Origin of the sequence: Pseudoxanthomonas sp. LjRoot125 (assembly GCF_964252705.1) — a bacterium.
Taxonomy (GTDB): Bacteria; Pseudomonadota; Gammaproteobacteria; order Xanthomonadales; family Xanthomonadaceae; genus Pseudoxanthomonas_A.
This window is the reverse complement of sequence record NZ_CAXUOY020000001.1, coordinates 2,116,143-2,142,533: the sequence shown is the minus strand read 5'-3', so window position 1 is coordinate 2,142,533 and position 26,391 is coordinate 2,116,143. Positions and strand designations below refer to the sequence as shown.

At 68.3% G+C, this 26,391-nt stretch carries 26 protein-coding genes and 1 pseudogene; 25 read left to right on the top strand and 2 right to left on the bottom strand.

The genetic code is table 11. The features are described from left to right. The first annotated feature begins 55 nt into the window (after window positions 1-55). The 24 genes and pseudogenes from ACSION_RS09870 to ACSION_RS09755 all read left to right on the top strand — a co-directional run bounded on the left by ACSION_RS09870 (window position 56) and on the right by ACSION_RS09755 (window position 20,766). The gene (locus ACSION_RS09870) at window positions 56-1,255 is read left to right on the top strand and encodes a flagellin (protein ID WP_435305830.1); all 1,200 of its coding nucleotides are present in this window, start codon (window positions 56-58) and stop codon (window positions 1,253-1,255) included. Between the two features lie 334 nt (window positions 1,256-1,589). Beyond that, entirely contained in the window at window positions 1,590-2,954 is a 1,365-nt protein-coding gene (gene fliD, locus ACSION_RS09865; protein WP_435305829.1) for a flagellar filament capping protein FliD, read from the top strand. 56 nt (window positions 2,955-3,010) lie between these two features. Continuing rightward, window positions 3,011-3,427 (top strand): flagellar export chaperone FliS, encoded by a 417-nt coding sequence (gene fliS / locus ACSION_RS09860; RefSeq protein ID WP_435305828.1) that lies wholly within the window; start codon window positions 3,011-3,013, stop codon window positions 3,425-3,427. Then, window positions 3,424-3,729, top strand: coding sequence for a hypothetical protein (locus ACSION_RS09855; RefSeq protein ID WP_435305827.1), 306 nt, complete (start codon window positions 3,424-3,426; stop codon window positions 3,727-3,729). The genes fliS and ACSION_RS09855 overlap by 4 nt, the downstream gene beginning before the upstream one ends. A 3-nt stretch (window positions 3,730-3,732) precedes the next feature. Continuing rightward, window positions 3,733-4,320 carry a PilZ domain-containing protein gene (locus ACSION_RS09850; RefSeq protein WP_435305826.1) on the top strand — a complete coding sequence of 196 codons (588 nt, stop codon included), beginning with the start codon at window positions 3,733-3,735 and terminating at the stop codon, window positions 4,318-4,320. Between the two features lie 214 nt (window positions 4,321-4,534). Next, complete coding sequence (locus ACSION_RS09845) at window positions 4,535-5,167, top strand: response regulator (protein ID WP_056878994.1); 633 nt, start codon at window positions 4,535-4,537, stop codon at window positions 5,165-5,167. A gap of 237 nt (window positions 5,168-5,404) precedes the next feature. Further along, window positions 5,405-6,829: an RNA polymerase factor sigma-54 gene (gene rpoN, locus ACSION_RS09840; protein ID WP_435305825.1), complete on the top strand. Its 1,425-nt coding sequence runs from the start codon at window positions 5,405-5,407 to the stop codon at window positions 6,827-6,829. A gap of 15 nt (window positions 6,830-6,844) precedes the next feature. After that, a complete protein-coding gene (locus ACSION_RS09835; protein WP_056878992.1) occupies window positions 6,845-7,225 on the top strand; it encodes a response regulator in 381 nt (126 codons plus the stop codon). Next, window positions 7,218-8,681, top strand: coding sequence for a sigma-54 dependent transcriptional regulator (locus ACSION_RS09830; RefSeq protein WP_435305824.1), 1,464 nt, complete (start codon window positions 7,218-7,220; stop codon window positions 8,679-8,681). Before ACSION_RS09835 ends, ACSION_RS09830 begins: the two co-directional genes overlap by 8 nt. Before the next feature lie 206 nt (window positions 8,682-8,887). Beyond that, window positions 8,888-9,118, top strand: a pseudogene (fliE, locus tag ACSION_RS09825) (flagellar hook-basal body complex protein FliE); the annotation flags it as partial. Window positions 9,119-9,162: 44 nt separating this feature from the next. Continuing rightward, entirely contained in the window at window positions 9,163-10,836 is a 1,674-nt protein-coding gene (gene fliF / locus ACSION_RS09820) for a flagellar basal-body MS-ring/collar protein FliF (RefSeq protein WP_435305823.1), read from the top strand. Next, the gene (gene fliG / locus ACSION_RS09815; protein WP_435305822.1) at window positions 10,829-11,839 is read left to right on the top strand and encodes a flagellar motor switch protein FliG; all 1,011 of its coding nucleotides are present in this window, start codon (window positions 10,829-10,831) and stop codon (window positions 11,837-11,839) included. Before fliF ends, fliG begins: the two co-directional genes overlap by 8 nt. A gap of 23 nt (window positions 11,840-11,862) precedes the next feature. Continuing rightward, a complete protein-coding gene (locus ACSION_RS09810) occupies window positions 11,863-12,453 on the top strand; it encodes a FliH/SctL family protein (RefSeq protein ID WP_435306694.1) in 591 nt (196 codons plus the stop codon). Continuing rightward, a complete protein-coding gene (locus ACSION_RS09805) occupies window positions 12,450-13,847 on the top strand; it encodes a FliI/YscN family ATPase (protein ID WP_435305821.1) in 1,398 nt (465 codons plus the stop codon). The genes ACSION_RS09810 and ACSION_RS09805 overlap by 4 nt, the downstream gene beginning before the upstream one ends. Before the next feature lie 18 nt (window positions 13,848-13,865). Then, the gene (gene fliJ / locus ACSION_RS09800) at window positions 13,866-14,318 is read left to right on the top strand and encodes a flagellar export protein FliJ (RefSeq protein ID WP_435305820.1); all 453 of its coding nucleotides are present in this window, start codon (window positions 13,866-13,868) and stop codon (window positions 14,316-14,318) included. Beyond that, window positions 14,318-15,520: a flagellar hook-length control protein FliK gene (locus tag ACSION_RS09795; RefSeq protein ID WP_435305819.1), complete on the top strand. Its 1,203-nt coding sequence runs from the start codon at window positions 14,318-14,320 to the stop codon at window positions 15,518-15,520. The genes fliJ and ACSION_RS09795 overlap by 1 nt, the downstream gene beginning before the upstream one ends. A 222-nt stretch (window positions 15,521-15,742) precedes the next feature. Further along, the gene (locus ACSION_RS09790) at window positions 15,743-16,267 is read left to right on the top strand and encodes a flagellar basal body-associated FliL family protein (RefSeq protein WP_435305818.1); all 525 of its coding nucleotides are present in this window, start codon (window positions 15,743-15,745) and stop codon (window positions 16,265-16,267) included. 15 nt (window positions 16,268-16,282) lie between these two features. Further along, window positions 16,283-17,320, top strand: a complete 1,038-nt coding sequence (fliM, locus tag ACSION_RS09785) for a flagellar motor switch protein FliM (protein WP_435305817.1) — start codon at window positions 16,283-16,285, stop codon at window positions 17,318-17,320. After that, window positions 17,317-17,646 (top strand): flagellar motor switch protein FliN, encoded by a 330-nt coding sequence (gene fliN / locus ACSION_RS09780; protein WP_435305816.1) that lies wholly within the window; start codon window positions 17,317-17,319, stop codon window positions 17,644-17,646. The genes fliM and fliN overlap by 4 nt, the downstream gene beginning before the upstream one ends. Window positions 17,647-17,654: 8 nt before the next feature. After that, window positions 17,655-18,047 carry a flagellar biosynthetic protein FliO gene (gene fliO, locus ACSION_RS09775; RefSeq protein ID WP_435305815.1) on the top strand — a complete coding sequence of 131 codons (393 nt, stop codon included), beginning with the start codon at window positions 17,655-17,657 and terminating at the stop codon, window positions 18,045-18,047. 1 nt (window position 18,048) lies between these two features. Beyond that, window positions 18,049-18,873, top strand: coding sequence for a flagellar type III secretion system pore protein FliP (fliP, locus tag ACSION_RS09770; RefSeq protein WP_435305814.1), 825 nt, complete (start codon window positions 18,049-18,051; stop codon window positions 18,871-18,873). A 10-nt stretch (window positions 18,874-18,883) separates the two neighbouring features. Beyond that, window positions 18,884-19,153, top strand: a complete 270-nt coding sequence (locus ACSION_RS09765; RefSeq protein ID WP_093302879.1) for a flagellar biosynthetic protein FliQ — start codon at window positions 18,884-18,886, stop codon at window positions 19,151-19,153. A 16-nt stretch (window positions 19,154-19,169) separates the two neighbouring features. Beyond that, window positions 19,170-19,961 (top strand): flagellar biosynthetic protein FliR, encoded by a 792-nt coding sequence (gene fliR / locus ACSION_RS09760; protein WP_435305813.1) that lies wholly within the window; start codon window positions 19,170-19,172, stop codon window positions 19,959-19,961. Window positions 19,962-20,175: 214 nt separating this feature from the next. Further along, entirely contained in the window at window positions 20,176-20,766 is a 591-nt protein-coding gene (locus ACSION_RS09755; RefSeq protein ID WP_435305812.1) for a TetR/AcrR family transcriptional regulator, read from the top strand. 14 nt (window positions 20,767-20,780) lie between these two features. On the opposite strand, the gene ACSION_RS09750 is transcribed toward ACSION_RS09755, so the two are convergent. Together ACSION_RS09750 and ACSION_RS09745 are read right to left on the bottom strand one after the other, a co-directional pair. Further along, on the bottom strand, window positions 20,781-24,251 hold the full coding sequence (locus ACSION_RS09750; protein ID WP_435305811.1) for an autotransporter domain-containing protein: 3,471 nt from the start codon (window positions 24,249-24,251) through the stop codon (window positions 20,781-20,783). 252 nt (window positions 24,252-24,503) lie between these two features. After that, window positions 24,504-25,154 carry a hypothetical protein gene (locus ACSION_RS09745; RefSeq protein WP_435305810.1) on the bottom strand — a complete coding sequence of 217 codons (651 nt, stop codon included), beginning with the start codon at window positions 25,152-25,154 and terminating at the stop codon, window positions 24,504-24,506. Between the two features lie 249 nt (window positions 25,155-25,403). On the opposite strand from ACSION_RS09745, the gene ACSION_RS09740 reads away from it, so the two are divergent. Further along, complete coding sequence (locus tag ACSION_RS09740) at window positions 25,404-26,387, top strand: GGDEF domain-containing protein (protein ID WP_435305809.1); 984 nt, start codon at window positions 25,404-25,406, stop codon at window positions 26,385-26,387. Window positions 26,388-26,391 lie beyond the last annotated feature (4 nt).

Sequence of the window (26,391 nt, the reverse complement as noted above, 5' to 3'; positions counted from 1 at the left end):
CGCCGGGCGTTCCTTCTGCTCCTGATCGCACCACCCCTTCTTCCAGGTCCGCGCCATGGCACAGGTCATCAATACCAACACGATCTCGTTGAATGCCCAGCGCAACCTGAGCACCAGCGGCGCCTCGCTCGCCACCACCATCCAGCGTCTCTCGTCCGGCCTGCGCATCAACAGCGCGAAGGACGACGCCGCCGGCCTGGCGATCTCCGAACGCTTCAGCACCCAGATCCGCGGCCTCGATGTCGCCGTGCGCAATGCCAACGACGGCATCTCGCTGGCCCAGGTCGCCGAAGGCTCGCTGACCGAAATCGGCAACAACCTGCAACGTATCCGCGAACTGGCCGTGCAGTCGGCCAACGCGACCAACTCTTCCTCCGACCGCGCCGCGCTGAACGCCGAGGTCAAGCTGCTGACCGCCGAGATCGATCGCGTCGCCAAGCAGTCGGACTTCAACGGCACCAAGCTGCTGGACGGTTCGTTCTCCAGCCAGCTGTTCCAGGTCGGCGCCAACGCCGGCCAGGCCATCGCCATCGACAAGACCGTCGATGCGCGCTCGACGGCCCTGGGCAAAGTACAGTTCGGCTCGACCTCCGGTGTCGGCGTCGCGACCGGCACGGCCACCGCCGACGGCAAGATCACGGGCATCTCGGTGACCAACCCGATGGGCAAGACCATCGCGATCGACGATGTCGACGTGAAGGTCGGCGATACCGGCGCACAGGTCACCGCCCGGATCATGGGCGCGATCAACGCCAAGATGGGCGAAACCGGCGTCTATGCAGAATCGACCGGCACAACGGGCTCGTACTACACCGTTGGCGACGCATTGAACGGCAGCGGCGCAGCGGCCGGCATCACCATCGTCTACGGCACCAGCGGTGCGGCGGGTATTACCTCGGGCGTCGGCGTTACCGGCGGCGCACCCGGCGCGGGTGAGGTCAAGGGCCTGTCCGACCTGAACGTGACCACTTTCCTCAACGCGTCGCGCGCGGTGACCATCGTCGACAAGGCGCTCACCGCCGTGAACTCGGCGCGCGCCGACCTCGGCGCGATCCAGAACCGCTTCACCTCGGTGGTCGCCAACCTGCAGACCAGCTCGGAAAACCTGGCCGCTTCGCGTAGCCGCATCCGCGACACGGACTTCGCCAAGGAAACCGCCGAACTGACCCGCACCCAGATCCTGCAGCAGGCCGGCACGGCCATGCTCGCCCAGGCCAACCAGGTGCCCCAGAACGTGTTGTCCCTGCTGCGCTGAGGCGCAGCCGCAAGACCCGCAGTCCTCCTAGTTCTCTGTCGTCCACGGACGGATTCGTCTCCCTCCGTTTGGCAGTACCCCAACCCCTCCGGCGACGGAGGGGTTTTTTTATGCCCGCCCAGTGCCGGTCTGGCACAAACCCTGCATGGATCCGCGCGCACGCATTTCTCACCAGCCGCCGGACCCACGGCGGCGGTGGGAGACGGAGAAATGCGGGCTAAAGAACGGCTCCCGCAGGCCGTTACTGGAACTGTACGGGCGGGCCGCATTCGCCAACGGATGACGGCCCGCCCGGCCACCCTTTTGCGGAAAGGGCGCGACAGGAGAAACGGCAATGGCAGATTACTCGCTTGGTTACGGCGGCATCGGTTCGGGGCTGGATATCACCGGCATGGTCGAACAGTTGGTCGCGGCCGACCGCAAGCCCGCCGACAACCGCCTGAATCGCATCGAGACCCAGGCCAAATTCAAGCTATCCGCGATCGGCACGGTCAGTTCGGCGTTCAGTTCGCTGGATACCGCGCTGAAAGCGCTGAAGTCCGCGACCGCCTTCGATGTCCGCACCGTCAAGTCCGGTACGGACACGGTGCTGGGTGCCAGCGTCGCCAGCGGCACGCCCAACGGCATCTACAACGTGGAAGTGGTCTCGCTGGCCACCGCCAACAAGTGGATCACCAACACCCCGGTCGCCAGCGGCGAAACCTTCGGCGCCGGCCAATTGACGCTGACGGTCGGCGGCGAATCGCTTGCCATCGATGTCGCCGAGGGCGCCACCCTGCAGGACGTGCGCAGCGCCATCAACGATGTCGCGCGCAGCAAAGGCGTCCAGGCCACCGTGCTGACCTCCAATGACGGCCAATACCTGTCGGTGTCCTCCGACAAGACCGGCGCGTCCAACGGCCTCACCCTCGCCTTCACCTCCGGCGCCACCGACCTGCAGAACCTGGTCACCAGCCTGCAGGAACGCGTGCCGGCGGCCGACGCCGAAGTCACCATCGATGGCCTGACCGTTACCGCGAGCGGCAACAAGATCACCGAGGCCGTACCCGGCCTGACCCTGGATCTGAAGGCAGAAGGCACCAGCACGGTCACCGTATCCACGGACACGGCGGCGGCCAGCAAGCTGATCCAGGATTTCGTGACGGCGTACAACACCGCGCTGGGCGCCATCAGCGCGTCGACCAAGTACGACGCCGAAAACAACGAGCCCTCCGCCCTGACCGGCGACGCGCAGATGCGCAGCGCGGCGGGGCAACTGCGCAACATGATGGGCAACCTGCTGGGCGACCTGGCCGCGCAAGGGCTCGACGCCAAGACCCTGGGCCTGCAGACGAAGGGGTATCCCTCGTCCGACGGCACCCTGGTGTTCGACAGCAGCAAATTCGCCGCCGCGCTCGCCGCCGATCCCCAGAAGATCCACACCGCCTTTACAGGCGAAACCGCCTTCGCCGGCACCCTGCAGAAGGCGGTGGGCAGCTACATCGGCACCGACGGTGCGTTCACCCTGCGCAGCAACGGCCTGAACGCGCAGATCAAGGATGTCGCCACCCAGCGCACCGCGCTGGATGCGCGCATGGAAGCCGTCGGCAACCGCTACAAGGCGCAGTTCGTCGCGCTGGACAGCATGATTTCGCAGATGAACACCACCAGCAGCGCGCTTGCCCAACAGCTGGCCTCGCTCGCCAACCAGACCGGATAAGCCCCGCCGGGTCCGCCGGAGCGCCCGTGCGGCGCCGGGACCCCAGGAGAAATGGAATGTCACTTCAATCGTATGCCGCGCAGTACCGCAACACCGGCCTCAGCAGCGCCGTGATGGAGGCCGACCCGCATCGCCTCGTCGCCCTGCTCCTGGGTGGCGCCTGCGAACGCCTGCGCCTGGCGGAAGCCTGCGTGGAGCGCGGCGACCTGGCGCGCAAGGGCAAGGCGATCGGCGAAGTCAGCGCGATCATCGGCCACCTCAACGGCTCGCTGGACCATGAAGCCGGCGGCGAGATCGCCGGCAGCCTGTCGTCGCTGTACGACTACGTGCAGACCCGCCTGATCGAAGCCAACCTGCACAACGACGCCTCCGCGTTGCGCGAATCGCTGGAACTGCTGGGCGAAATCGAATCGGCATGGAACGCGATTCCCGCCGAACAGCGCCAGGCACCGGCCATGGCGGCCGCGCGATGAACACCACCCCGGCCCTCGCCGACCTGTTCGACCAGCTGGATGCGATGCGCACCGCGCTGCACGCCGACGAACTGGATGGCGTGGAAGCCCTGCTCAACCGCCACGACCGCGATGTGCGCGCGTTCCTGCACGCCGACGGCGGCCGCAGCGCCGGCTACGACGCACTGGCGACATTGCTGCGCGCGCAGCTCGAACTGCAGCAGGACATGCAGGCCGCGCGCGAACAGGCACGCATCCGCATGCAGTCCACGCAGCGCGCCGACCGCGCTGCACGCGCCTATCTCTCGGTCGTCGGGGGCTGACCCGTGGCCGCGCCCGTCGTGCTGGTGGAGCATCCGGCCGAACACACGCTGTTCGACGGCGCGCTGACCTGCGACGTGGTACTGCCTGCCCGCTTTACCCTCGGCGCGCGCCCGGTGATGCAGGCCCCTGCCGAAGCCCTGCTGCAGGGCCTGGCCGTGGCCGAAGACGTCCGTGGCGATGACCCGGACGACCGCAAGGAAGCGACACCCAGCCAACAGCGCATCGAAGCCAAGCTCGACCTCGTCCTGTCGCTGCTCGGCCGCCTCGCGCGCCGTCACGACGACCTGCTGCCGGTCACCGCGTTGCGCTGGTCGCATCGCGGCCTGCGCCTGGACATCGCCGCGCCGCTCGAGGCCGCCGATGGCAGCGACGGCGTGGTGACGCTGCAACCGGCCGCTTGGCTGAGCGATCACATCGAATTGCCTGCGCGCGTGCTGGCGCAGGTGGAAGGCACTCACGGACATCATCTGTGGCTGCAGTTCGAAGGCCTTAACGGCGGACTCGCCGAAGCCATGGACCGGCACCTCTTCCGGCTGCATCGCCGGCAGGTCGCCGAAGCGCGCCAGTCGCAACTGTCACCGCGCAGGTAAACGCGTTTCGCGCAATCGGCCCGCGCGCTCCGCGCAGAGAGTGCCGTCATCACACACCACGATTGCGCCACACCCGACTTCAACAAGGGGGGCGGGCGCTCAAGTGTGACTCACGTCGTGGTTTCACGTCTCCATCGCGATTGTGAATTGGCGTGACAAGACGCGACCGTTATCGTGACATGACCTGCAAAGCGGCAACGACTGGCTCCTCCCCGTGCGTGTACTCATCGTCGACGACCACACCCTGGTCCGCGCCGGCATCAGCCGGCTGCTGCAGGCATTGCCCGACGTGGACGTCGTGGCCGAAGCCTGCAATGCCCAGCAGGCCCTCGACATGGCGGCCATCCACCGTCCCGACGTGATCCTGCTGGACCTCTCGCTGCCCGATCGCAGCGGTCTCGACCTGCTGCCGCTGCTGCACGAATCACTGCCGCAGGTGCGCGTGGTGATGATGTCGATGCACAACGATCCCACCCAGGTCCGCGTCGCGCTGGACCGCGGTTGCGCCGGCTTCGTCGTCAAGGAAGCCGCGCCGATGGAACTGGAGCTCGCCCTGCGTGCCGCCGCCAGCGGCCAGGTGTTCCTGAGCCCGCAGGTGTCCTCGAAAATGCTGGCGCCGATGCTCAATCCGCAGCGCCCCACCGGCATCGCCGCCTTGTCGCCGCGCCAGCGCGAGATCCTCCGCCAGCTGGGCAGCGGCATGAGCAGCAAGGAAATCGCCGCGCAGCTGGGCATCAGCGTCAAGACGGTGGAAACGCACCGTGCGCGCATGATGGAATCGCTGGGCTGCCGCCGCGCCAATGATCTGCTGCTGCTGGCCGCGCGCCACCAGAACGAACTGGCCTGAGCCTTGCAGTACCCCGGGGGCGACACCGCTTCCGTGACGGAATCCCGTGATCGCAGCGCCCCGTCGGGCATCCACCTTCGACATTAAACCGACGCTGTAGGGGAAACCCTGACGGCCGGTCCGGCGTGCCCGTATCACAACCAGAAACGCCCCGATTTTTTTTCCGTCACCCGAGGCGGAAAGTAGTCACACGATGTGAAGCCGCCCTGGCACGCCATCGAATCGGGGACAACGGGGATGAAGACGGGACTTTCCGCCCAGCTGGGCCAACAGCTCCACCTGACGCCGCAGTTGCTGCAGTCCATCCGCCTGCTGCAGCTCGATGGCCTGCAGCTGGAAATGGAAGTGCGCCGCGCGCTGGAACTCAATCCCCTGCTGGAGATCGAGGACACCCACGACGCCGCCACGTCCGGCGACCTGGACGAGATGCCCGCGCAGGACGTTGCCGCCACCGAAACCGCCGCGTTCGACGAACTGCCCGAATCCAATCTGTGGGACGTGCCGGGGGCCGGCTGGCAGGACGGCGACGACGACCGCATGCAGCGCGTGGCGGCCGGCGAATCGACCGACCCGCATGTGCGCGTGCTCGACCGTTTGGCGCTCGAGCTGGACGAGCGCGCGCTGGAAGTGATCGCGTTCTGGCTGGAACACACCAACGAAGGCGGGTACCTGGAGCAGGCGCCCGATACCCTTGCCCTGCTGGCCTCGGCCCGCTTCGACCTGCGCACCGACGTCGTCCTCGGCCTGCGCGATCGCCTGATGCGCGGCGAATTCCCAGGCCTCTGCGCCGCCGACGTGCGCGAATGCCTGCTGGTGCAGCTGGACTGCCTGGACGGCCGCGTGCCCGCACGCCGCGTGGCCCAGCGCATCGTCGCCGAAGGCCTGGCGCTGCTCGCCGCCCATGAATACGACGCCCTCGCCCGCTTGCTGGACCTGGATACCGACCAGGTGATGGAAGGCGTGCGCCTGGTGCTGTCGCTGGACGCCCGCCCGGGCGCCTCGCTGGCACCGGCACCGTCCGGCTACATCATTCCCGACGTGGTCGCCTGGCACGCCGACTGTGCCTGGCGCGTGGCCCTGAACCCGGCCAGCACCCCGCGCATCCGCGTGAACGCGATGCAGGAACGCGCCCTGGAACAGGCCGAGGCCTCGCCCGGCGCCGGCAAGCTGCGCGAGCTGCTGCAGGAAGCGCGCTGGCTGACCCGCGGCCTGTCGATCCGCTACGACACCCTGCTGCGCACCGCGCGCGCCATCGTCGAACGCCAGGCCGGCTTCCTGGCCCACGGCGACGAAGCGATGGCCCCGCTGACGCTGAAGGAGATCGCCGACGAGATCGGCATGCACGAATCCACGATCTCGCGCATCACCACCGGCAAGTACATGCAGACCCCGCGGGGCACGTTCGAGCTGAAGCACTTCTTCGCCGTGCGCCTGGAAGGCGCCAATGTGTCCGGCCCGGCCGTGCGCGCGATGGTGCGCCGCCTGATCGACTCCGAACCGGCGGGCAAGCCGCTCGCCGACGAGGCGATCGCCGGCCTGCTGGCCCGCCAGGGCATTCACATTGCCCGCCGAACTGTGGCGAAGTACCGGGAACAGCTCGATATCGCTCCCGCCCGGGAACGCCGACGCGCTACCGTATCCGTCTTGGCCAAGGCCGGATAACGGAGCGCGACCGCAATGAGCAAGATCACCGTACTGCTGGTGGACGACCACGAAGGATTCATCAACGCCGCCCTGCGCCACCTGCGCAAGGTGGAGTGGCTGGATGTCGTGGGCCGCGCCAGCAACGGCCTGGAAGCCATCGAACGCTCCGAGACCCTGCGTCCGGACGTGGTGCTGATGGACCTGGCCATGCCGGAGATGGGCGGCCTGCAGGCCACGCGCCTGATCAAGACCCAGGACGCGCCCCCCTTCGTGGTGATCGCCAGCCACTTCGACGACGCCGAGCACCGCGAACACGCGATGCGCGCCGGCGCCGACGACTTCGTCAGCAAGCTTTCCTACATCCAGGAAGTCTTGCCCATCCTCGAACGATTCAAAGAGCGCCGCCATGAGTGAATCCCGCATCCTCGTCATCGACACCGACGCCGCCCGCGCTGAACGCCTGGCCGGCCTGCTCGAGTTCATGGACCTCACACCGCGCTGGGTCGTCAGTGCCGGTGACGTGGATGTGCAGCGGCAACGCCCGCACGATTGGCTGGCCGTCGTGGTCGGTTCGATCGACGACCAGAAGGCCGCCGATGCCTTCTTCGGCTGGCTGGGCAAGGCGCAGCTGCCGCCGCCGGTCCTGCTGCTGCAGGGCGACACCGCCGCCTTCGCCAGCGCCCATGGCCTGCACGAAGCCGGCGTCTGGGCGCTCGAAAGCCCCATCCGCCACGCGCAGCTGGAAGCCTGCCTGCGCCGCGCCAGCCTCAAGCGACTGGATACCGAACACCAGGCCCAGCAGGTCAGCACCAGCGGCCCCACCGGCAACAGCCCGGCCGTGACCCGCCTGCGCCGCATGATCGACCAGGTCGCCGCGTTCGACACCACCGTGCTCGTGCTGGGCGAATCCGGCACCGGCAAGGAAGTCGTCGCCCGCGCCATCCACGACCAGTCGCCGCGCCGCGATGGGCCGTTCGTCGCGATCAACTGCGGCGCGATCCCGGCCGAACTGCTGGAAAGCGAGCTGTTCGGCCACGAGAAGGGTGCGTTCACCGGCGCGCTGACCGCGCGCAAGGGTCGCTTCGAGATGGCCGAAGGCGGCACCCTGCTGCTGGACGAGATCGGCGACATGAGCCTGCCGATGCAGGTCAAGCTGCTGCGCGTGCTGCAGGAGCGCAGCTTCGAGCGCGTCGGCGGCAACCAGACCATCCGCTGCAACGTGCGCGTGATCGCCGCCACCCACCGTAACCTGGAACAGCGCATCGCCGACGGCCACTTCCGCGAAGACCTGTTCTACCGCCTCAATGTGTTCCCGATCGAAATGCCGGCGCTGCGCGAGCGCGCCGACGACCTGCCGTCGCTGGTCGCCACCATCGCCGCGCAGCTGGCCCGCACTGGTCGCGGCGAGGTGCAGTTCGCCCACGACGCCCTGCTGGCGCTGCGCCAGTACAACTGGCCCGGCAACGTGCGCGAGCTGACCAACCTGGTCGAGCGCCTGGCCGTGCTGCATCCGGGTGGCCTGGTGCGCGCGCATGACCTGCCCAAGCGTTACCAGCCCGAACACCTGCCGGAAGCCGAGGCCGTGCCGGTCGCCGCGACGCCGGCACCTGCCGCCGTCCACGCCGCTCCCGTCGTAGCCCAGGCCGCCGCCCCGGCGCCGAGCGCCGAGCGCCTGCCGGAAGCCGGCATCGACCTGCGCGAACACATCGCCCAGATCGAACTGAACCTGATCCGCGACGCACTCGACCGCGCCGGTGGCGTGGTGGCGCACGCCGCGCAACTGCTGGGCCTGCGCCGAACCACGCTGGTGGAAAAGCTGCGCAAGTACGGCGTGGAACGCGAAGACGCCGCCCTGGCGACGGAAAACTGACTGGCGGCGGGCGACGGTTCCGGCACAGGTCTTGCAGCTGATACGGCAAGACACACCGACGACCGAAGCACCCGCCCATGTCCGACGTCACCTCCATCCTCTCGCAGATCCGCAGCTACCAGCACCAGCTGGGCACCCGCGCCGTGGAGCCGATGCCGAACCCGGGCGCATTCACGCCCAACGGGGTTGGCCTCGAACAGCCCGGCGTCAAGGCACCGAGCTTCGGCGAGACGCTGCAGAACGCGCTGGAAGGCGTGAACAGCGCGCAGAAGAACGCCGGTGCGCTGGCCCAGGCCTTCGAACTCGGCGACCCGCGTGCGGACCTGGCCCGGGTGATGGTGGCGGCGCAGCAGTCGCAGGTCGCCTTCCGCGCCACCGTCGAGGTCCGCAATCGCCTGGTGCAGGCCTACCAGGACGTCATGAACATGCCGTTGTAAGCCGTACCTCCTGACCCGTCCCCTCCACGAACCGACCCATCGCCATGGCCCTCACGCTGTCCAAGGAAGCCCTGAAGGAATCGCTGACCGCCGACAAGGCAGGCGCAGCGTTGACCAAGATCGGGGACGCGCGCGTGTTCAAGCAGATGGGCACGCTGCTGCTGATCGCCGGCGCGGTCGCGCTGGGCCTGTTCGTCTTCTTCTGGTCGCAGAAACCGGCCTACACCCCGCTCTACACCGGCCTGGACCCCAAGGCCACCGCCGAAGCCACCGACATGCTGCGTGCGGCGCAGATCCCGTTCCAGCTCGACCAGTCCACCGGCGCGATCTCCGTGCCGGAGGAAAACCTGCACGACGCCCGCCTGAAGCTGGCCGGCGCCGGCCTGGCCGAAAGCGGTCGCCTGGGCTTCGAGATGATGGAGCGCGACCCGGGCTTCGGCGTCAGCCAGTTCGTCGAGAACGCGCGCTACCAGCACGCGCTGGAAACCGAACTGGTCCGCACGATCACCACGCTGCGCCCGGTGCGCGATGCACGCGTGCACCTGGCCATTCCCAAGCCGTCCGCCTTCACCCGCCAGCGCGAAGTCGCCAGTGCGTCGGTGGTGCTGGACCTGCGCTCCGGCGCGATGCTGGAACGCAACCAGGTGGATGCCATCGTCCACCTGGTGTCCTCGTCGATCCCCGACCTGGCGCCGGAGCGCGTCACCGTGGTCGACCAGAGCGGCCGCATGCTGACCATCAGCGACCCGAACAGCGAGGCCGCCCTCAACGCCGCCCAGTTCGAGCGCGTGCGCAAGCTGGAAACCTCCTTCAACGAGCGCATCCGCGAGCTGCTGGAGCCACTGACCGGCCCGGGCCGCATCAATGCCGAGGTCGCGGTGGACATGGACTTCTCGGTCACCGAAGAAGCCCGCGAGACCTTCGCCAACGACCCGGTCAAGATCCGCAGCGAGCAGGTCAGCCAGAACACCGTCGCCGCCGCCGGTCCCGAAGGCGTGCCCGGCGCGACCAGCAACACGCCGCCCGGCCCGAATGCCGCGGCCGCGACGAATCCCGCCGCGCCGACGGAGACGTCCAGCAGCGCGACCCGCAACTTCGAGATGGACCGCACGCTGCAGCACACCCGCCAGCCGGCCGGTCGCGTGCGCCGCGTCACCGCCGCCGTGCTGGTCGACCACGTGCCGCGCACCGGCGAGAACGGCAAGGTCGTCATGACCGCGCTGGACGCCGCCACGCTGGCCCGCATCGAGGCGTTGGTGAAGGAAGCCGTGGGCTTCGACGCCGCGCGCGGCGATTCGGTCTCGGTGATGAACGCACCGTTCGTGCGCGAAACCGACAAGGCCGAGGAAGTCCCGTTCTGGGAAAGCCCCTGGCTGCACAACCCGATGGTGCGCGACATCGCCCGCTACGGCATCGGCGCGCTGGTGGTGATCCTGCTGCTGTTCGGCGTGCTGCGTCCGGCGATGCGCCAGATCATCGACCCGAAAGCGAAGAAGGCCCAGCGCGAGGACGATGACGGCATCGACGTGACCGTGGTCGACGACGACGAACACCACGCGCGCGCCGCCACCGCCCTGTCGCACGAAGAGCACCCGCCGCTGCGCGCCCTGCCCTCGGATGCCTATGAAGACCGCCTGCGACAGGCGCGCGAAGCGGTGAAGACCGATTCCAAGCAGGTCGCGCAAGTGGTCAAGGACTGGGTGGCCAGCGATGAATAACGCACAGGACAATGCCCTCAGCGGTGTGCAGCGCGCGGCCGTGCTGCTCCTCTCGCTCGGCGAGCAGGACGCGGCCGAAGTGCTCAAGCACATGAACGCGAAGGAAGTGCAGAAGCTCGGCATCGCCATGGCGACCATCTCCGGCGTCAGCCGCGAGCAGGTCATGCAGGTGATGTCGAACTTCGGCGAAGCGCTCGACAAGCAGACCTCGCTCGGCATGGGCGCCGACGACTACGTGCGCAACGTGCTGGTGCAGGCGCTGGGCGCCGACAAGGCCGGCAGCCTGATCGACCGCATCCTGCTGGGCCGCAACACCACCGGCCTGGACACGCTGAAGTGGATGGACCCGCGCGCGATCTCCGACCTGGTGCGCAACGAGCATCCGCAGATCATCGCCATCGTCCTCGCCCACCTGGACAGCGACCAGGCCGCCGACACGCTCAAGCTGCTGCCCGAGCGCACCCGCACCGACGTGCTGCTGCGCATCGCCACGCTGGACGGCATCCCGCCGAACGCGCTGAACGAACTCAACGAGATCATGGAGCGCCAGTTCGCCGGCAACCAGAACCTCAAGGCCTCCAGCATCGGCGGCGTGAAAGTCGCGGCGAACATCCTCAACTTCATGGATTCGGGCCAGGACCAGGCCATCCTGGGCAACATCACCCAGGTCGACGCCGACCTCGGCGCGCGCATCCAGGACCTGATGTTCGTCTTCGACAACCTGGCCGACCTGGGCGATCGCGAACTGCAGGCGCTGCTGCGCGAAGTCCCGAACGATCGCCTGGGCCTGGCGCTGCGCGGCGCCGACGCCAAGGTGAAGGAGAAGATCACCCGCAACATGTCCCAGCGTGCCGCGCAGATCCTGCTGGAAGACATGGAAGCCCGCGGCCCCGTGCGCCTGTCCGACGTGGAAGGCGCGCAGAAGGAAATCCTCGCGATCGTGCGCCGCCTGGCTGACCAGGGCGTCATCTCGCTGATGGCCGGCGCCGAGGAAATGGTATGAGCGCGCCGTCGCCGATCCGCTGGATGCCGGCCCCGCTCGACGTGGTGCTGCAGGCGGCTGCCGCCGCCCAGGAAGTACCGCCGCCGGTCCCGCCGACGCTGGAAGAGATCCAGGCCATCCAGGACGCCGCCTATCGCGAAGGACTGGAACGTGGCCTGGCGGAAGGCCACGCCGAGGGTTTCTCCCACGGCCAGGCCGAGGTGCGCCGGCTTGCCGCCCAGATGGAAGGCATCCTGGACAATTTCTCGCGCCCGCTGGACCGTCTCGAAAACGAAGTCGTCGCGGCGCTGTCCGAACTCGCCGTGCGCATCGCCGGCGCCCTCGTCGGCCGCGCCTACCAGACCGATCCGGTGCTGCTGCAGGAACTGGCGACCAGCGCGCTGGATGCCGTCGGCGGCGCGCAGCGCGAAGTCGAACTGCGCCTGCACCCGGACGACATCGCCGCGCTCACGCCCGTGCTGGCGATGACACCCCATACCCGCCTGACCGCCGACACCAGCCTCAGCCGCGGCGACCTGCGCGTGCACGCCGAAAGCGTGCGTATCGACGGTACGCTTGAAGCGCGCCTGCGCGGCGCACTGGACACCGTGCTCAACCGCGGAGCCCGCGCATGAGCGCCCAGCCGCTGGAATGGCTGACCGCGCGCGACCTGCGCCTCTCCGCGCGCCTGTCGCAGATCAATCCCGACCTCGGCGGCCGCGGCTTGATCCGCGAAGGCATCCTGCGCCGCGCCGTCGGCCTGACCCTGGAAGCCATCGGCTGCGAAGCGCCGATGGGCGCCACCTGCAAGATTGAGGTCGTCGATGGCGGCTGGGTCGATGCCGAAGTCGTCGGCTTCTCCGGCGAGCGCACCTACCTGATGCCCAGCGCCGAACTGCACGGCCTGCTGCCGAATGCGCGCGTGGTGCCCTCGCGCCGTCGCGGCGGCGTGGAAGTCGGTGAAGGCCTGCTGGGGCGCGTGATCGACAGCGACGGCGTGCCACTCGACGGTCGCGGTCCGATCCGTGCCGAAGGCAGCGTCGGCCTGTCCGGCGTGGCGATCAACCCGCTGTCCCGTGAGCCGATCACCCAGCCACTGGACGTCGGCGTGCGCGCGATCAACGCGCTGCTCCCGATCGGGCGCGGCCAGCGTGTCGGCCTGTTCGCCGGCTCCGGCGTCGGCAAGTCCACGCTGCTGGGCATGATGACCAAGTACACCGCCGCCGACGTGATCGTCGTCGGCCTGATCGGCGAGCGCGGGCGCGAAGTCCGTGATTTCGTCGAGACCACGCTGGGTCCCGCCGGCCTGGCGCGCGCCGTCGTCGTCGCCAGTCCCGCCGACCGTCCGCCGCTGGCGCGCCTGCAGGGCGCCTACCGCGCGACCGCCATCGCCGAGTGGTTCCGCGACCAGGGCCTCAACGTGCTGCTGCTGATGGATTCGCTGACCCGCTTCGCCCAGGCGCAGCGCGAGATCGGCCTGTCGGTCGGCGAGCCGCCCACCACGCGCGGCTATCCGCCTTCCGTGTTCGCACGCTTGCCGGCGCTGGTCGAACGTGCCGGCAACGGCGCGAAGGGGCGCGGCTCGATCACCGCCTTCTACACCGTGCTGACCGAAGGCGACGATCCGCAGGACCCGATCGCCGACGCCGCGCGCGCCATCCTGGATGGCCACATCCTGCTGTCGCGCCGTGTCGCCGACAGCGGCCTGTACCCGGCCATCGACGTGGAATCCTCGGTCAGCCGCGTCGTCACCGAAATCGCCGACGAAACCTGGCGCGACCGCATCCGCAAGCTGAAGCGGCTGCTGTCGGCCTACACCAGCAACCGCGACCTGATCGCCATCGGCGCCTACCAGCGCGGCAACGATCCGACCGTGGACGAGGCGCTGGAACGTTGGCCGGAAATCGTCGAGTTCCTCGGCCAGGACGTGGCGCACGCCGCCGACCTGCCGAGCAGCCGCGCCGCACTGGAAACCCTGATCCAACGCAACGCCCCCGTCGGCATTCCGATGCCCGATGGTCTGCAGTAACGCCAAGGACCCCCTGTCATGATGCAGTCCCGCCGAATCGATCCCCTGCTGCGCCGCGCCCAGGAGCACGAGGATTCCGTCGCCCGTGATCTGGCCGAACGCCAACAGACGCTGACGCTGCAGGAATCGCGGCTGGAGGAACTGCGGCAGTACGCCGAGGAATACGCCAACAGCCAGATGGCCGCCACCAGCCCGGCACAGCTGGCCAACCGCCGCGCATTCCTCGATCGCATCGACCAGGCGCTGAAGCAACAGTTGCAGACCGTCGATCGCAGCCGCGCCAACGTGGACATCGAACGCGACCGCCTGCTGCTCGCCAGCCGTGACAAGCAGGTGCTGGAACAGCTGGCCGCCAGTTACCGCGTGCAGGAAAAGCAGATCGTCGACCGCCGCGACCAGCGCGAGATGGACGACCTCGGCGCGCGCCGCGCGCGCCTGGCGGCGACCACCACGCAGGAAGGCGACGCCTGATGCCCTCGCCGATGGCCGCGTTTGCGCCCGCCCCCAGCGCGCCCGCGACACCGGGCGCCACCACCAAGCCTGCGGGGCAAGAGGGAGCGAAGGACGCGGCCAAGCCCGCGTTCGACGACCTGGTCCGCCGCCCCGCGCCGCGTGACGACGCGCCCGTGCGCAAGCCTGCGCAGCGCGATGCGGAACCGCGCGAAACCCCCACCAGCGAAGTGCGCACGCTCCACCCCCAGGATGACGCGACCGACAACGCGGTTGCGGAAGACGAGATCAAGCAGGACGACGCGGCACCGATCGCGCTGCTGGCCCTGCTCGACGCGGCGCCGAACACCGTGCCCGCATCGGCCTCCGTGCCGGTGGCAGGCCCTGCGGTGCCCGTCGATGCCCTTGCGACGCCACAGCCTGCCAGCACCCCGTTCACCCCGGCGACGGACGCGGTGCTGGGCCAAGGCGGTGCGCGCGTCACGCTGCCCATGGAGACCCTGCTGGCGACACCCGTCGTTACCGATGCCCCCGCGGCCGCGCCCGACGCCCCGGCAGCGCTCGCCACGCCCGTTGCCGATGCGCCCGCCAAGGCGCCGCTGCAGAACCTGCTCTCCTTCGCCACCCACCTGGCCACGGGCCAGGTCGCCGCCGCCCTGCCCGAGGTGGTCGCCCTGGGACGCGACATCGTCGAGGCGTTCCGCAGCGAAGATACCGACGGCACCACCCCGACCGGCAACCTGCTGGCGGGCGTTGGCGCATCCAACGCGTCGCTCGGCCTGGCCCGCACCGAAACGGTCAACGCGATGGCGGCACCGTCCGCCGATCTGCAGGGCGGCCACTTCGACGAGGACATCGGTGACGCCGTCCGCTGGATGGCGGACCAGAAGATCGGCCACGCCCACATCAAGGTCACCCCGAACGACCTGGGTACGGTCGAGATCCGCCTGCGTTTGGACGGAGACCGCGTACACGCCGACTTCTCCAGCGCCCAGGCCGAAGTGCGCCAGGCGCTCGAATCCAGCCTGCCCCGCCTGCGCGACATGCTGGGGCAGCACGGCTTCCAGCTCGCGCACGCCGATGTCGGTCACCAGCACGCACCGCCGTCGCAGGGGGGCAGCTCCCTTGCCGGCGAAGATCGTGGAGACAGCGCCGAACCCACCGTCGAGACGCCCCGCACCGTCCGTATGACCGCCCGCGGCCTAGTCGACGCGTACGCTTGAGGGCTGAATCTGCTCTTGTGGGAGCGACGTAAGTCGCGAAAGTCGGCGATCGGTGTTGATGCGTCCTCCGCGGCCAGGCGTCTCGGCTTCGATATCGCGACTTACGTCGCTCCCACGTCAGCACGTCCCGGTCACCTCCCGTCAAAACCCCGTCGGCTCCGCCTCCACGCCACGGCACACCGCTTGCATCACCTGGGCTGACCCCTCAGGAGATCCACCGCCGTGGCAGCCGACAAGAACGCCAGCAAGTCCAAGACCGACAAGGCTGAGAAGCCCAAGGGCGGCAAATCGCTGCTGACCATCGGCCTGGTCGCGCTCATCGCCGCCGGCGCTGCCGGTGGCGGCGCCTGGTACTTCACCAGCCACGGTGCGAAAGAAGAGAAGCCGGAAGGCCCGAAGGCCGCCAGCCCGGGCACGGTGCCCGCGCCGGCCCAGTACTTCGCGCTGGAACCGCCGTTCGTCGTGAACCTTGTCGGCGAGAGCGGCGGCGCGCGCTACCTGCAGGTGGAAGTGCAGCTGATGACGCGCGACCCCGAATCGCTGAAGGCCATCGAGTTGCACGCCCCGGCCATCCGCGCCCGCTTGCTGATGCTGTTCGCCCAGCAGGATGCCGCCGGCCTGATGTCGCGCGAGGGCAAGGAACGCCTGCAGAACGCCGCGCTTGGCGAGGTGAAGGCGCTGCTCGTCGCCGAGACCGGCAAGCCCTCCGCCGATTCGCTGTTGTTCACCAGCTTCGTGATGCAGTGACGGGAACCCGCCGCCATGACCAGTGACCTGCTTTCGCAAGACGAGATCGACGCCCTGCTCAACGGCGTCGACTCCGGCGCGATCGAGACCGAGGAACCGCCGCACGACCCCACGGTCGCGCGCACCTACGATTTCGCCAGTCAGGACCGCATCGTGCGCGGCAGGCTGCCGACGCTGGAGATGATCAACGAGCGCTTCGTGCGCACCTGGCGCATCGGCCTGTTCAACCTGCTGCGCCGTTCGGCGGAACTGTCGGTGCGCGGCATCGAGACGATCAAGTTCGGCGACTACCTGCATTCGCTCTACGTGCCGACCAACCTCAACCTGATCAAGTTCAAGCCGCTGCGCGGCGTGGGCCTGATCGTGTTCGAACCGAAGCTGGTGTTCACCATGGTGGACAACTTCTTCGGCGGCGACGGCCGCTATCCAGCCAAGATCGAAGGCCGCGAGTTCACCCAGACCGAAATGCGGGTGATCCAACTGCTGCTCAAGCAGACCTTCACCGACCTGGTCGACGCCTGGGCGCCGGTGATGCCCGTGGATTTCGAATACATCACCAGCGAGGTCAATCCGCACTTCGCCAACATCGTCAGCCCGCGCGAGTACGTGGTGGTCAGCCGCTTCCATGTCGAGCTCGACGGCGGTGGCGGCGACCTGCACGTCACCCTGCCGTACTCGATGCTGGAGCCGATCCGCGAGCTGCTCGACGCCGGCATCCAGTCCGACCGCGTGCACGACGACGACAGCTTCCGCGAGACGATGCACCAGCAGCTGCGCCAGGCGGAGGTCACTGTCTCCAGCGTGCTCGCCGAGAAGCGCATCAACCTGCGCCAGCTCACCCAGCTGAAGGTCGGCGACATCCTGCCGATCGATCTCCCCCGTTCCGTGCCGGTCTGCGTCGAGCAGGTGCCGGTCTTCACCGGCGAATTCGGCATCTCCAACGGCCAGAACGCCGTGAAGATCGTCGCCAAGCACCCGCCCGGCAGCGGCAAGGCACCGCAGATTTCACGCCAGGCCCTCACCCCTTTCGCTTTCCAGGACGCCACACCATGATTCCCGAGAACGAAGACCTCGCGACCCTCGACGACGCTCAGGCCGAGACCCACGCCGCCGAACCCGACATGAGCCTGGACGTCATCCTCGACGTGCCGGTGACGTTGTCGCTGGAAGTCGGCCGCACCCGCATGCCGATCCGCAACCTGCTGCAGCTCAACCAGGGCTCGGTGGTGGAACTGGAGCGCGGCGCCGGCGAACCGCTGGACGTGTTCGTCAACGGCACGCTGATCGCGCATGGCGAAGTCGTCGTGGTCAACGACCGCTTCGGCGTGCGCCTGACCGACGTGGTCAGCCCCAGCGAACGCATCCGCCGCCTGCGCTGAGCCCGACGATGCACGCCTTCGCCCTTCTCGCCGCCGCCGCGGCGCCCGCCCAGAAGATCGGCCAGCACGCGCCCTCCACGCCCGGCATCGGCGGCGCGCTGGTCGGATTGATCCTGGTGCTGGGCCTGATCCTCGGCCTGGCGTGGCTGCTCAAGCGTTTGCCAGGCGCTGGCCTGGGCATCCGTCCCAGCGAACAGCTGCGCGTGGTGTCGATGCTGTCGGTCGGCGCCAAGGAGCGCGTGATGGTGATCGAAGTCGGCAAGGAACAGCTGCTGATCGGCGTCAGCGCCGGCGGCATCACCGCCCTGCACACCCTGCCCGAACCGCTGGTCGTCGCGCCTGCGCCGACGATGCCCAACTTCGCCGAGCTGCTGGCCAAGCGCCTGCGTAAAGAGACCTGAGATGCGCCGTTTCGTCCTTTCCCTGATCTGCCTGCTGTGGCTGTGCGCACCGGTGCTGGCACTGGCCCAGGCCGCGCCCGCTGCGCAGCCGCCTGCCGCCGCTCCCGCCGCCGCTCCGGCCACGCCCGCCGCACCGACGGCGCCGACCCTGCCTGCCCTGCCGAAGGTCAACGTCGGCCAGGTCGGCGACAACACGGTCAGCCTGCCGCTGCAGACGCTGCTGCTGATGACGGCGATCACGCTGATCCCGTCTGCGCTGCTGGCGATGACCGCGTTCACCCGCATCATCATCGTGCTCGGCCTGCTGCGACAGGCGCTCGGTACCGGCCAGACGCCCTCCAACCAGGTGCTGGTCGGCCTGGCGCTGTTCCTCACCATGCTGGTGATGATGCCCGTGGGCGAAAAAGCCTGGGCCCAGGGCATGGCGCCCTATCTCAACGGCCAGATCGATTTCTCCAGCGCCTGGACGCTGACCACCGGACCGCTGCGCGACTTCATGCTGGCGCAGGTGCGTGAGACCGACCTGATGACCTTCGCCGGTCTGGCCGGCCACGGTGCCTACGCGAGCGCGGCGGACGTCCCCTTCCCGATCGTCGTCGCCTCGTTCATCACCAGCGAGCTGAAGACGGCCTTCGAAATCGGCTTCCTGATCTTCATCCCGTTCGTGATCATCGACCTGGTCGTCGCCAGCGTGCTGATGTCGATGGGCATGATGATGCTCTCGCCGATGCTGGTGTCCGCGCCGTTCAAGATCCTGTTGTTCGTGCTGGTCGACGGTTGGGTGCTGATCGTCGGTTCGCTGGCCGCCAGCTTCAACGGCGTCTGAGGAGACCGGCATGAGCCCCGAACTCGCCCTCACCGAACTGCGCGGCGGCCTGGAAGTCGCGCTCTGGGTCGGTGGCCCGCTGCTGTTGGTCGTGCTGGTCGTCGGCGTCGTTGTCGGCGTGATCCAGGCAGCCACGCAACTCAACGAGCCCACCATCGCCTTCGTTGCCAAGGCCATCGCGCTGACGGCCGCCCTGTTCGCCACCGGCAGCTATCTGCTCGGCGTGCTGGTGGAGTACACGACGGCGCTGTTCCAGCGCTTGCCGCACCTGATCGGCTGACGACGGCCGCAACGCGATGGATGCCGCCACCCAGATGGTGATCGACGGCCAGCAGGCCTTCGGCATGATCAACGCCATCCTGTGGACGATGCTGCGCACCGGCGCGCTGCTGATGGCCGCGCCGCTGATCGGCACGCGCGCGGTGTCGGTGCGTGTACGCGTGATCATCGCCGGCGCGCTGGCGATGGCGCTCGCGCCGTTGCTGCCCGGCACGCCGGATCGCATCGCCTTCGACGCGTCCACCGTCCTCAACGTCGCACGCGAACTCGCTGTCGGTGCCAGCATGGGCTTCATGCTCCGCCTGGCGTTCGAGGCGGGCGCGCTCGCCGGCGAACTCATTTCGCAAGGCACGGGCCTGGCCTTCGCGCAGATGTCCGATCCGCTGCGTGGCGTGAATTCCGGCGTCGTCGGCCAATGGTTCTACCTCGCCTTCGGGCTGATCTTCTTCACCCTCAACGGGCACCTGGCGATGGTGTCGTTGCTGGTCGACAGTTATCGCTCGCTGCCGATCGGCAATGCGCTGCCCGACGTACAGCAGATGCTGGAAGTGGCGCCCATGCTGTTCACCCACATCCTGCGCGCGGCCGTGGGGCTCGCCCTGCCGGTGATGGTGGCGATGCTGGCGGTCAATCTGGCCTTCGGCGTGCTGGGACGCGCCGCACCGGCGCTCAACCCGATCCAGCTCGGCCTGCCTACGGCGCTGCTGCTGGGTCTGTTCCTGCTGGCCCTGCTGGCGGGCGAACTGGGCCCGCCGGTCCAGCGCGTCTTCGACCTGTCTTTTGACGCAGCGCGGCAAATCAGCGACTGACGAAATCCTGGTTACCGTGTGAAAACGTGTCCGCGGGCCCGATTCGCGGCACGCACGTGCGCGTTTCACGGCGGATGTGCGGAACCTGTTCCAATAAATGCATGAATCCGGGCAGAATGCGACTGTGGGAGGGGCAACATACGCCAGCGAACGGAATGGGCCGATGCCCACGCCGGTGTCGGAGCGCCTTCCCGCGCAAAACCGGAGGATGCCTGTGAGTTCCAACCCTACGCACAAGCGACGCACCAGCCAGGAGACGCGGGAAGCCGTCCTGGCCGCCGCACGCCGCCTGTTCTTCACCAAGGGGTTCGACCAGACCACGCTGATGGACCTGGGTGAAGAGACCGGACTCAGCGCGCGCGGCGTCATCCTGCACTTCGAAACCAAGGCGGACATCATCGCCACCCTGCTGATCCGCGATTACACGGCGCGGCGGGCACCGATGGTGGAACGGCCACAGGGATCGACACACGCGCAGCGCATCCTGGATTTCTATTTCTGGATGGCGCGCGAGGATGCCGCCAATTTCATCGCCTTCCCGGCCTTGTGGAGCGTCTCGGCGCGCTGGTCGCCGACGGTAGAAGCTGAAATGAATGCCGCACTGCGCCGCATGCGCGAACCCGTGCGCAACGAACTCAGCCGCGGCATGGCCGCCGGTGAATTCCGCGGCGTGGACATCCAGCATGCCGACGACATGATCTGGCAGAGCTACCAGCACGGCCTGCGCGCCGTGTCGGTCAACGGCGGCACGCCGGCGATGGCCGTGCCTCAGGTATTCAAGACGCTGGAAGCGCTGACGGCCTGAGGCCGCCAGCGGCTTCACCAGTCGGCACGCAGCCCGAAGCTGCCCTCCCACGCGCGCTTCGTCCCCTTCGCATTGCCGACATCGCGCGTGTGATCGAGCGCGAAGTACAGGCTGACATGCATGCCGAGGCGCGCAGCTACGCCGCCGCCCAGTTCCAGTGCGTTGTAACGCTGCGCCGTCGTGATCTCGTCGGCATCCAGCCGCACCCGATCATCGCCACCGAAGCCATGCCACACATTGAGCTTGAGGTACGGCTGCCAATGGCTCCGCTGGCCGGCGAAGTCGCCCGCAAGCCGTAGCCCGAAGCGACTGCTGAGCGCAGCATCGGTGTCGATCGACACGTGCGCGAACGCATCGTCCCGGTCGTCGAAGGACGCCCGATGCCAGATCACCTGCCACTGCGGCTCCAGCGTCCAACGCGAAGCCGCACGCCAGCGGAACGACAAGCCCGCCTCCAGCGAAGCGGTCAGCCCGTCACCTTCAAGGTCCACGCCTACGCCGCGCACGGACGTGGCGTCGCCGTCGTAGCGGCTCGCCATCAGCACCGCGTCGAAATAACCGCCTGCAGGCCCGACCCGCGTCCAGCTCAGGCCGAGATGGGTGTCGTCCAGCTTCACCGTGCCGGTGGCGAGATGCTGCCAGCCGAGCGCGAACCCGCGCACGTCGCCGTCCGCCCGCACGCGACCGAGGAACAGGCCGACATGGTCGCGATCGCCACCGTCGGTTTCGCGCGCATGCAAGTCGACGCCCGCTTGCACCCCCCATACCGTACCGTCGAACGTGGGATCGACGCTCCCTGACCAGCTCTGCTCCACGTCCTGTCCGATCACGCGGCCCCACGCCGCGCTCAGTCCGCCTTCGTTCTGCAACAGCGCTTGGCCGCCGAGACGTTCGTGGAAGGTTCCAAGCGATGCCACCGCGAGCTGATGGACCACCGGCGGTACGACCGCATAGGTAGGCGTTTCGACGCGATAGAGCAGGATCACGGAGCCCGTCGCAGGCACGGCCTCTGGATTCGGGCGTGGCGGTGGAGGCGGTGCTGGCGCATCCGGCTGCGACGGCACGGGAATCGAGGGCGGATCGTCCGGCACGTGCGGGATCGGCGGCGGCGGCGCGGGAGGCGCGACATCCGGGGGCTCAGGTGGCGGCGCCGGCGGTGCGGGGGGTGGCTGTTCCGGATTCGGCTCATCCACGCCTTCCGGCGGCGGAGGTGGCGCGGGCGGCAAGGGTGGCGGTGGTGGCACCACCGGCGGCGGTGGCGGTGGCGCGGGGCCGTCGCCGTCTGGCTGGGTGGGATCCGGCGCGGGTGCGGGCGTGGGCGGCGGTGCTGTCGGCGGCGCGACCAGCGTCGAGCGCAGGTACCAGTTTTCCGAGCTGCCGTCGGAGATGCCGCCCTTGAACAGGAAGTACTCGAACGCGCCCGCGGCCACCGGACTGAACAAAGCGAAGGCCGTGTCCGTGGAACTCGCCCCCGCCAGCGATTGCACGACCAGGATGCCGTCCAGCAACGTCGCACCACCCTGCCCGCCCAGGTTGACGATCTCCAACCCGGTCGTACCGCTCGCCGTTCCGCCGGACAGAATCAAGCGGTCGGATGCGGAAGTGTCGTCGCCAAGCACCGTCTGCAGGAACACCGCCGCATTCTGGCCGATGTAATTGCCCACGATGGTGAAGGTATCGCTCGCACCCGACGTGCCATTGGTCAGATCGATGCGACCTGCGTTCACCAGGCCCGCCATCTGGCCATCCGTGAAGGCGCGCAGTACGGCATGCGCGCCGCCGCCCGCGAACAATGTGCTGCTCGCATCGACATCCAGGACGCCGGTACCGCTGCCGGCGTCACCCAGCACCAGATCGCCATCGAAGACCAACTGGCTGTCATTGCGCGCGCCGATCGACTCCCACCCTTGGTACCGCGCTACGCCAGCCGTCGTCACGTTGTCCAGTTGCAGTGCGTCGGTACCGAGGCCGCCCACGAGCGAGGGCATCGCGCCCAGGTGTGCGTTCCCCAGGTTGCGCAGCGATGCCGCGTCGTTGCCATCGCCCAGATCGATGGTGCCGTAGACGATGCCGCCGCTGTCCCACGTGAAGCGGTCGTCGCCAGTGCTGACGCGCACCTCGCCCCGTATCACGCCACCACGAACGGTCACACTGTCGTTGCCGCCGCTGACGCTGACGTTGCCGCCGATGTAGCCGTCGGTGAGCACGATGGTGTCGTTGCCGAAGCCAGTCACCAGGTTGCCGTCGATGACCCCGCCCGACATCTCGAACACGTTGTCGTCCAACTTCATGTTGACGCGACCGATGCGGCCACCCGTCATCACCGCGCGGTCGCCATCCTCGAAGGCACCGACAATGTGGCCGCCGGTCATCAGGAACGTATCCAGTGCGTCCCCCTGCAGAAGCGCGCCTATCTGGCCACCGCGCATCACGAAATCGTCCACGCCACCGCCCTGTTGGACGGTACCGGTGATCGTGCCGCCACGCATGTCGACCTGGTCGTTGCCACCGCCCTGGTCGACCTGCTGCAAGGTGCGCGCTTCCATTACGAGGACGTCGTTGCCCTCGCCCTGGCTCACGCCACCGGAAATCGTTCCACCCAACATCTCCAACCGATCGGCACCCGCACCGAACTCCACCCCGCCCACCGTGCCCCGGATCGTTCCGCGATTGACCAACGTGCCATTCGCGGTACCGGCGAAGACAACGCCCACGCCTGCCAGCGCTTCAATGCTGCCCTCGTTCACCACCGTACCGCCGCCGGTCAGGACGATGCCGCGCCCGGACTGGCTGGCGATGCGCCCGGTGGCTTCGTTGGTCACGCGCGCGGCGGTATTGACGACGCTGATGCCGTGGCCCGCGCCACCGAGTGCGGTCAGGGTTCCACGATTCACGACGGTGTTTTCTACGCCGCCGTCGACGTGGATCGCGCTCGCTCCCGTGCCGCCGACGGTGATGGCGCCTGCGTTTTCCAGCGTGTTCGCGCTGCCGCCCAATGACAGCAGCCCGTTGGCGCCCGCACCCGTCGTGGCGATGGTGCCGGTGGCGGCGTTCGAGAGCAGGTTGCGGCTGCCGTTGGTCTGGATACCGTCTGACGTGCCACCCGCGGTCACGATGCGGCCGGCGTTGGTCACGACGTTGTCGTTGCCCTGTGCGAACACCGCATCGAGGGTATTGCCGGCCGCGAGTTCGATCGTGCCCTGGTTGTCGACCCGGCTCGCATCGCGAATCTGCACGCCCGGCCCGCTGGCAGGCGTGAGCGCGCTCCCGGAAAGAATGGTCACGCCCACATCACGGCTGTCGGGCGCTGCGACCACGCCGCCGGTGGCGGGATTGGGTGCGGATGTGTCGCAGACGACGCGCTGTCCCGTGGTGGGCGCGAGGGTATCGCACGCGCCCCATGCTGCGGACGACACCGCCATGGCGGTGCAGCCGAGCCACCCTGCGATGGCGAAGGAAAGTCGATCGGTTCTGGGGAACGGCATGGTGGGGCTTCCTCGTTCCAACGGTGCTGTGCAATCGGCGTCGGGATGGAGCCGGGCGATCAGGCCCGCGCCTGCGGGTGGCGCAGGCGGATGTCGTCGGGCGGACTATGCGACACCTCGCTCCAGAACCCTTTCACGTGACGCTCACGCGACGCGGGCCGCCCGCGCGCTCGCAGTGATGGCACGCACACGACTCCAGAAACGAAAACGGCCTCCGCGAGGAGGCCGTTCGTCGTTCCGGAAACGGAGCGCTCAGTCGCGTCCGTTGCCTTTCCCATTGCCCTTGCCGTTGTTGCCCTTGTTGCTGTTGCCGGGCCCCTTGCCGTTGCTGCCCTGCCCATGGCCCGCGTGGTCCTGCTTCGCGGGACCCGCCTGCGCGGGCTTGCCACCGTTGCCGCCCTTGCCATGGCCAGGACCATGCTTGGACCAGTCCACGCTGACGCGCTGGTCGACACGGATCGGGTAGCCCCAGCGATCGTAGGTGCCGACAGCGCCGTTCTTCAGCGCGTGGAACTCGCGCGAGCCCGGCTTGATACCCATCTGCTTGGCGAGATTGCCCCAGCCAATGCCCGGGTTACGGTCGTAACGATGCACGACGTCGAGGCAAGGGATGCCGAGCGCGCGCGCGATCGCGCAGGCGAAGTACACGTCGGCCGGCGCCCACCCGCGACGATCCAGCAGCTCGAGCACCAGCGAGCGTGGCGCTCCGTAATAGCCGGTCATTTCCGACACGAACGGGTCGCGGTAACGACGTCCGTAATCGTTGATTTCGCCCAGGCGCGTATCCACCCAGACGTCGCCGGTGCGGATGTTGTAGCCCACGGTCTGCGCGTGGGCCGGCATGGCGGTCGCCATGGCAAACCCCAGCGACGCCACCATCACAGCGGTCTTCAATGCCTTCATGTCCGGTCTCCTCCGATGCGGTGGCGAGAGTCTTGGCGCGACCGGCTGAATGCGCAATGACGGCTTGGGCATTGTGTGAGAGGTCCGTGCAGGTCGACCCGGCGCGGCGTCGGCAAGCGTGACCGGCATCACTCCCGCCTTCGGGCCAAGGCCTACACTGCGCGGGCGCCGGGGTGGCGCAGCCGACCGATCCTGTTCCCGTTGAGCGACGAATACACCGACTCCCATCGTCCGCATCCGGCCCTCGAGATGAAGCCGAAACGCCGCGATTTCCGCTTGGACATCATCGTCCTGCTGGGTTCCATCACGGCGGTGACCATCGCGTCGTTCGGCACCTATCGTGCGTTCGCCGGACAGTGGCCGATGGCCTGGCTGGACCTGGGCATCGTCGTGGTCGTGTGCTTGCCGGTGGTGTACGCCTGGCGCAGCGGCGACAGCGTCCGCGCAGGGAATGCGTTGGCCGTTCTCAACTCGCTGGCAACGTTCGCCGCCTGCCTGGTCACCGGGCACACGGCGCTCAGTTGGACCTACCTCGTCCTGTTGACCAACTTCTTCATCGCGCACCGCTGGCTGGCGGTGGGCTGCAATGTCGCGCTGATCCTCGGAATGCAGCTGATACCGGGCTTCTTCCACGATGGCGTGCATGCCGCCTCGGTGCTGATCAGCGCACTCCTGGTCACCGGCTTCTCGCATGTGTTCGCGGCCAGGACACAGGACGATCGCGCTCGCCTGGAGCGCCTCGCTGCGCTCGACGCACTGACCGGCCTGCCAAACCGACGCAGCATGGAGCGCGTGCTGTCCGATGCGGTCGACGCGTTCCAGCGCAGCGGCCGCGGCTTCGGCCTGGTGGTGCTGGACCTGGACAAGTTCAAGGAGGTCAACGACCTCTACGGCCATGCGGCTGGCGATGCCGCCATCGCCGACCTTGCGTCGATCCTGCGTTTCGAGATGCGACGCAACGACCAGGTGTTCCGGTTCGGCGGCGAGGAATTCGTCGTCCTGCTGGAAGTGGATTCCAGCGCGGACCTCGAAGCCGCCACCGAGCGTCTGCGCAAAGCGGTGCGTGGCGCGCTGCGTGGACCGGGCGGGCGCATCACGATATCGCTCGGTTCTGCGCTGCTGCGCGAACAGGAGAAGACCTGGCACGACTGGTTCTCGCGTGCCGATGCCGCGTTGTACCGCGCCAAGTCGGCCGGCCGCGACAACTACGTCATCGCGGACGACCTGTTCTAGGCGA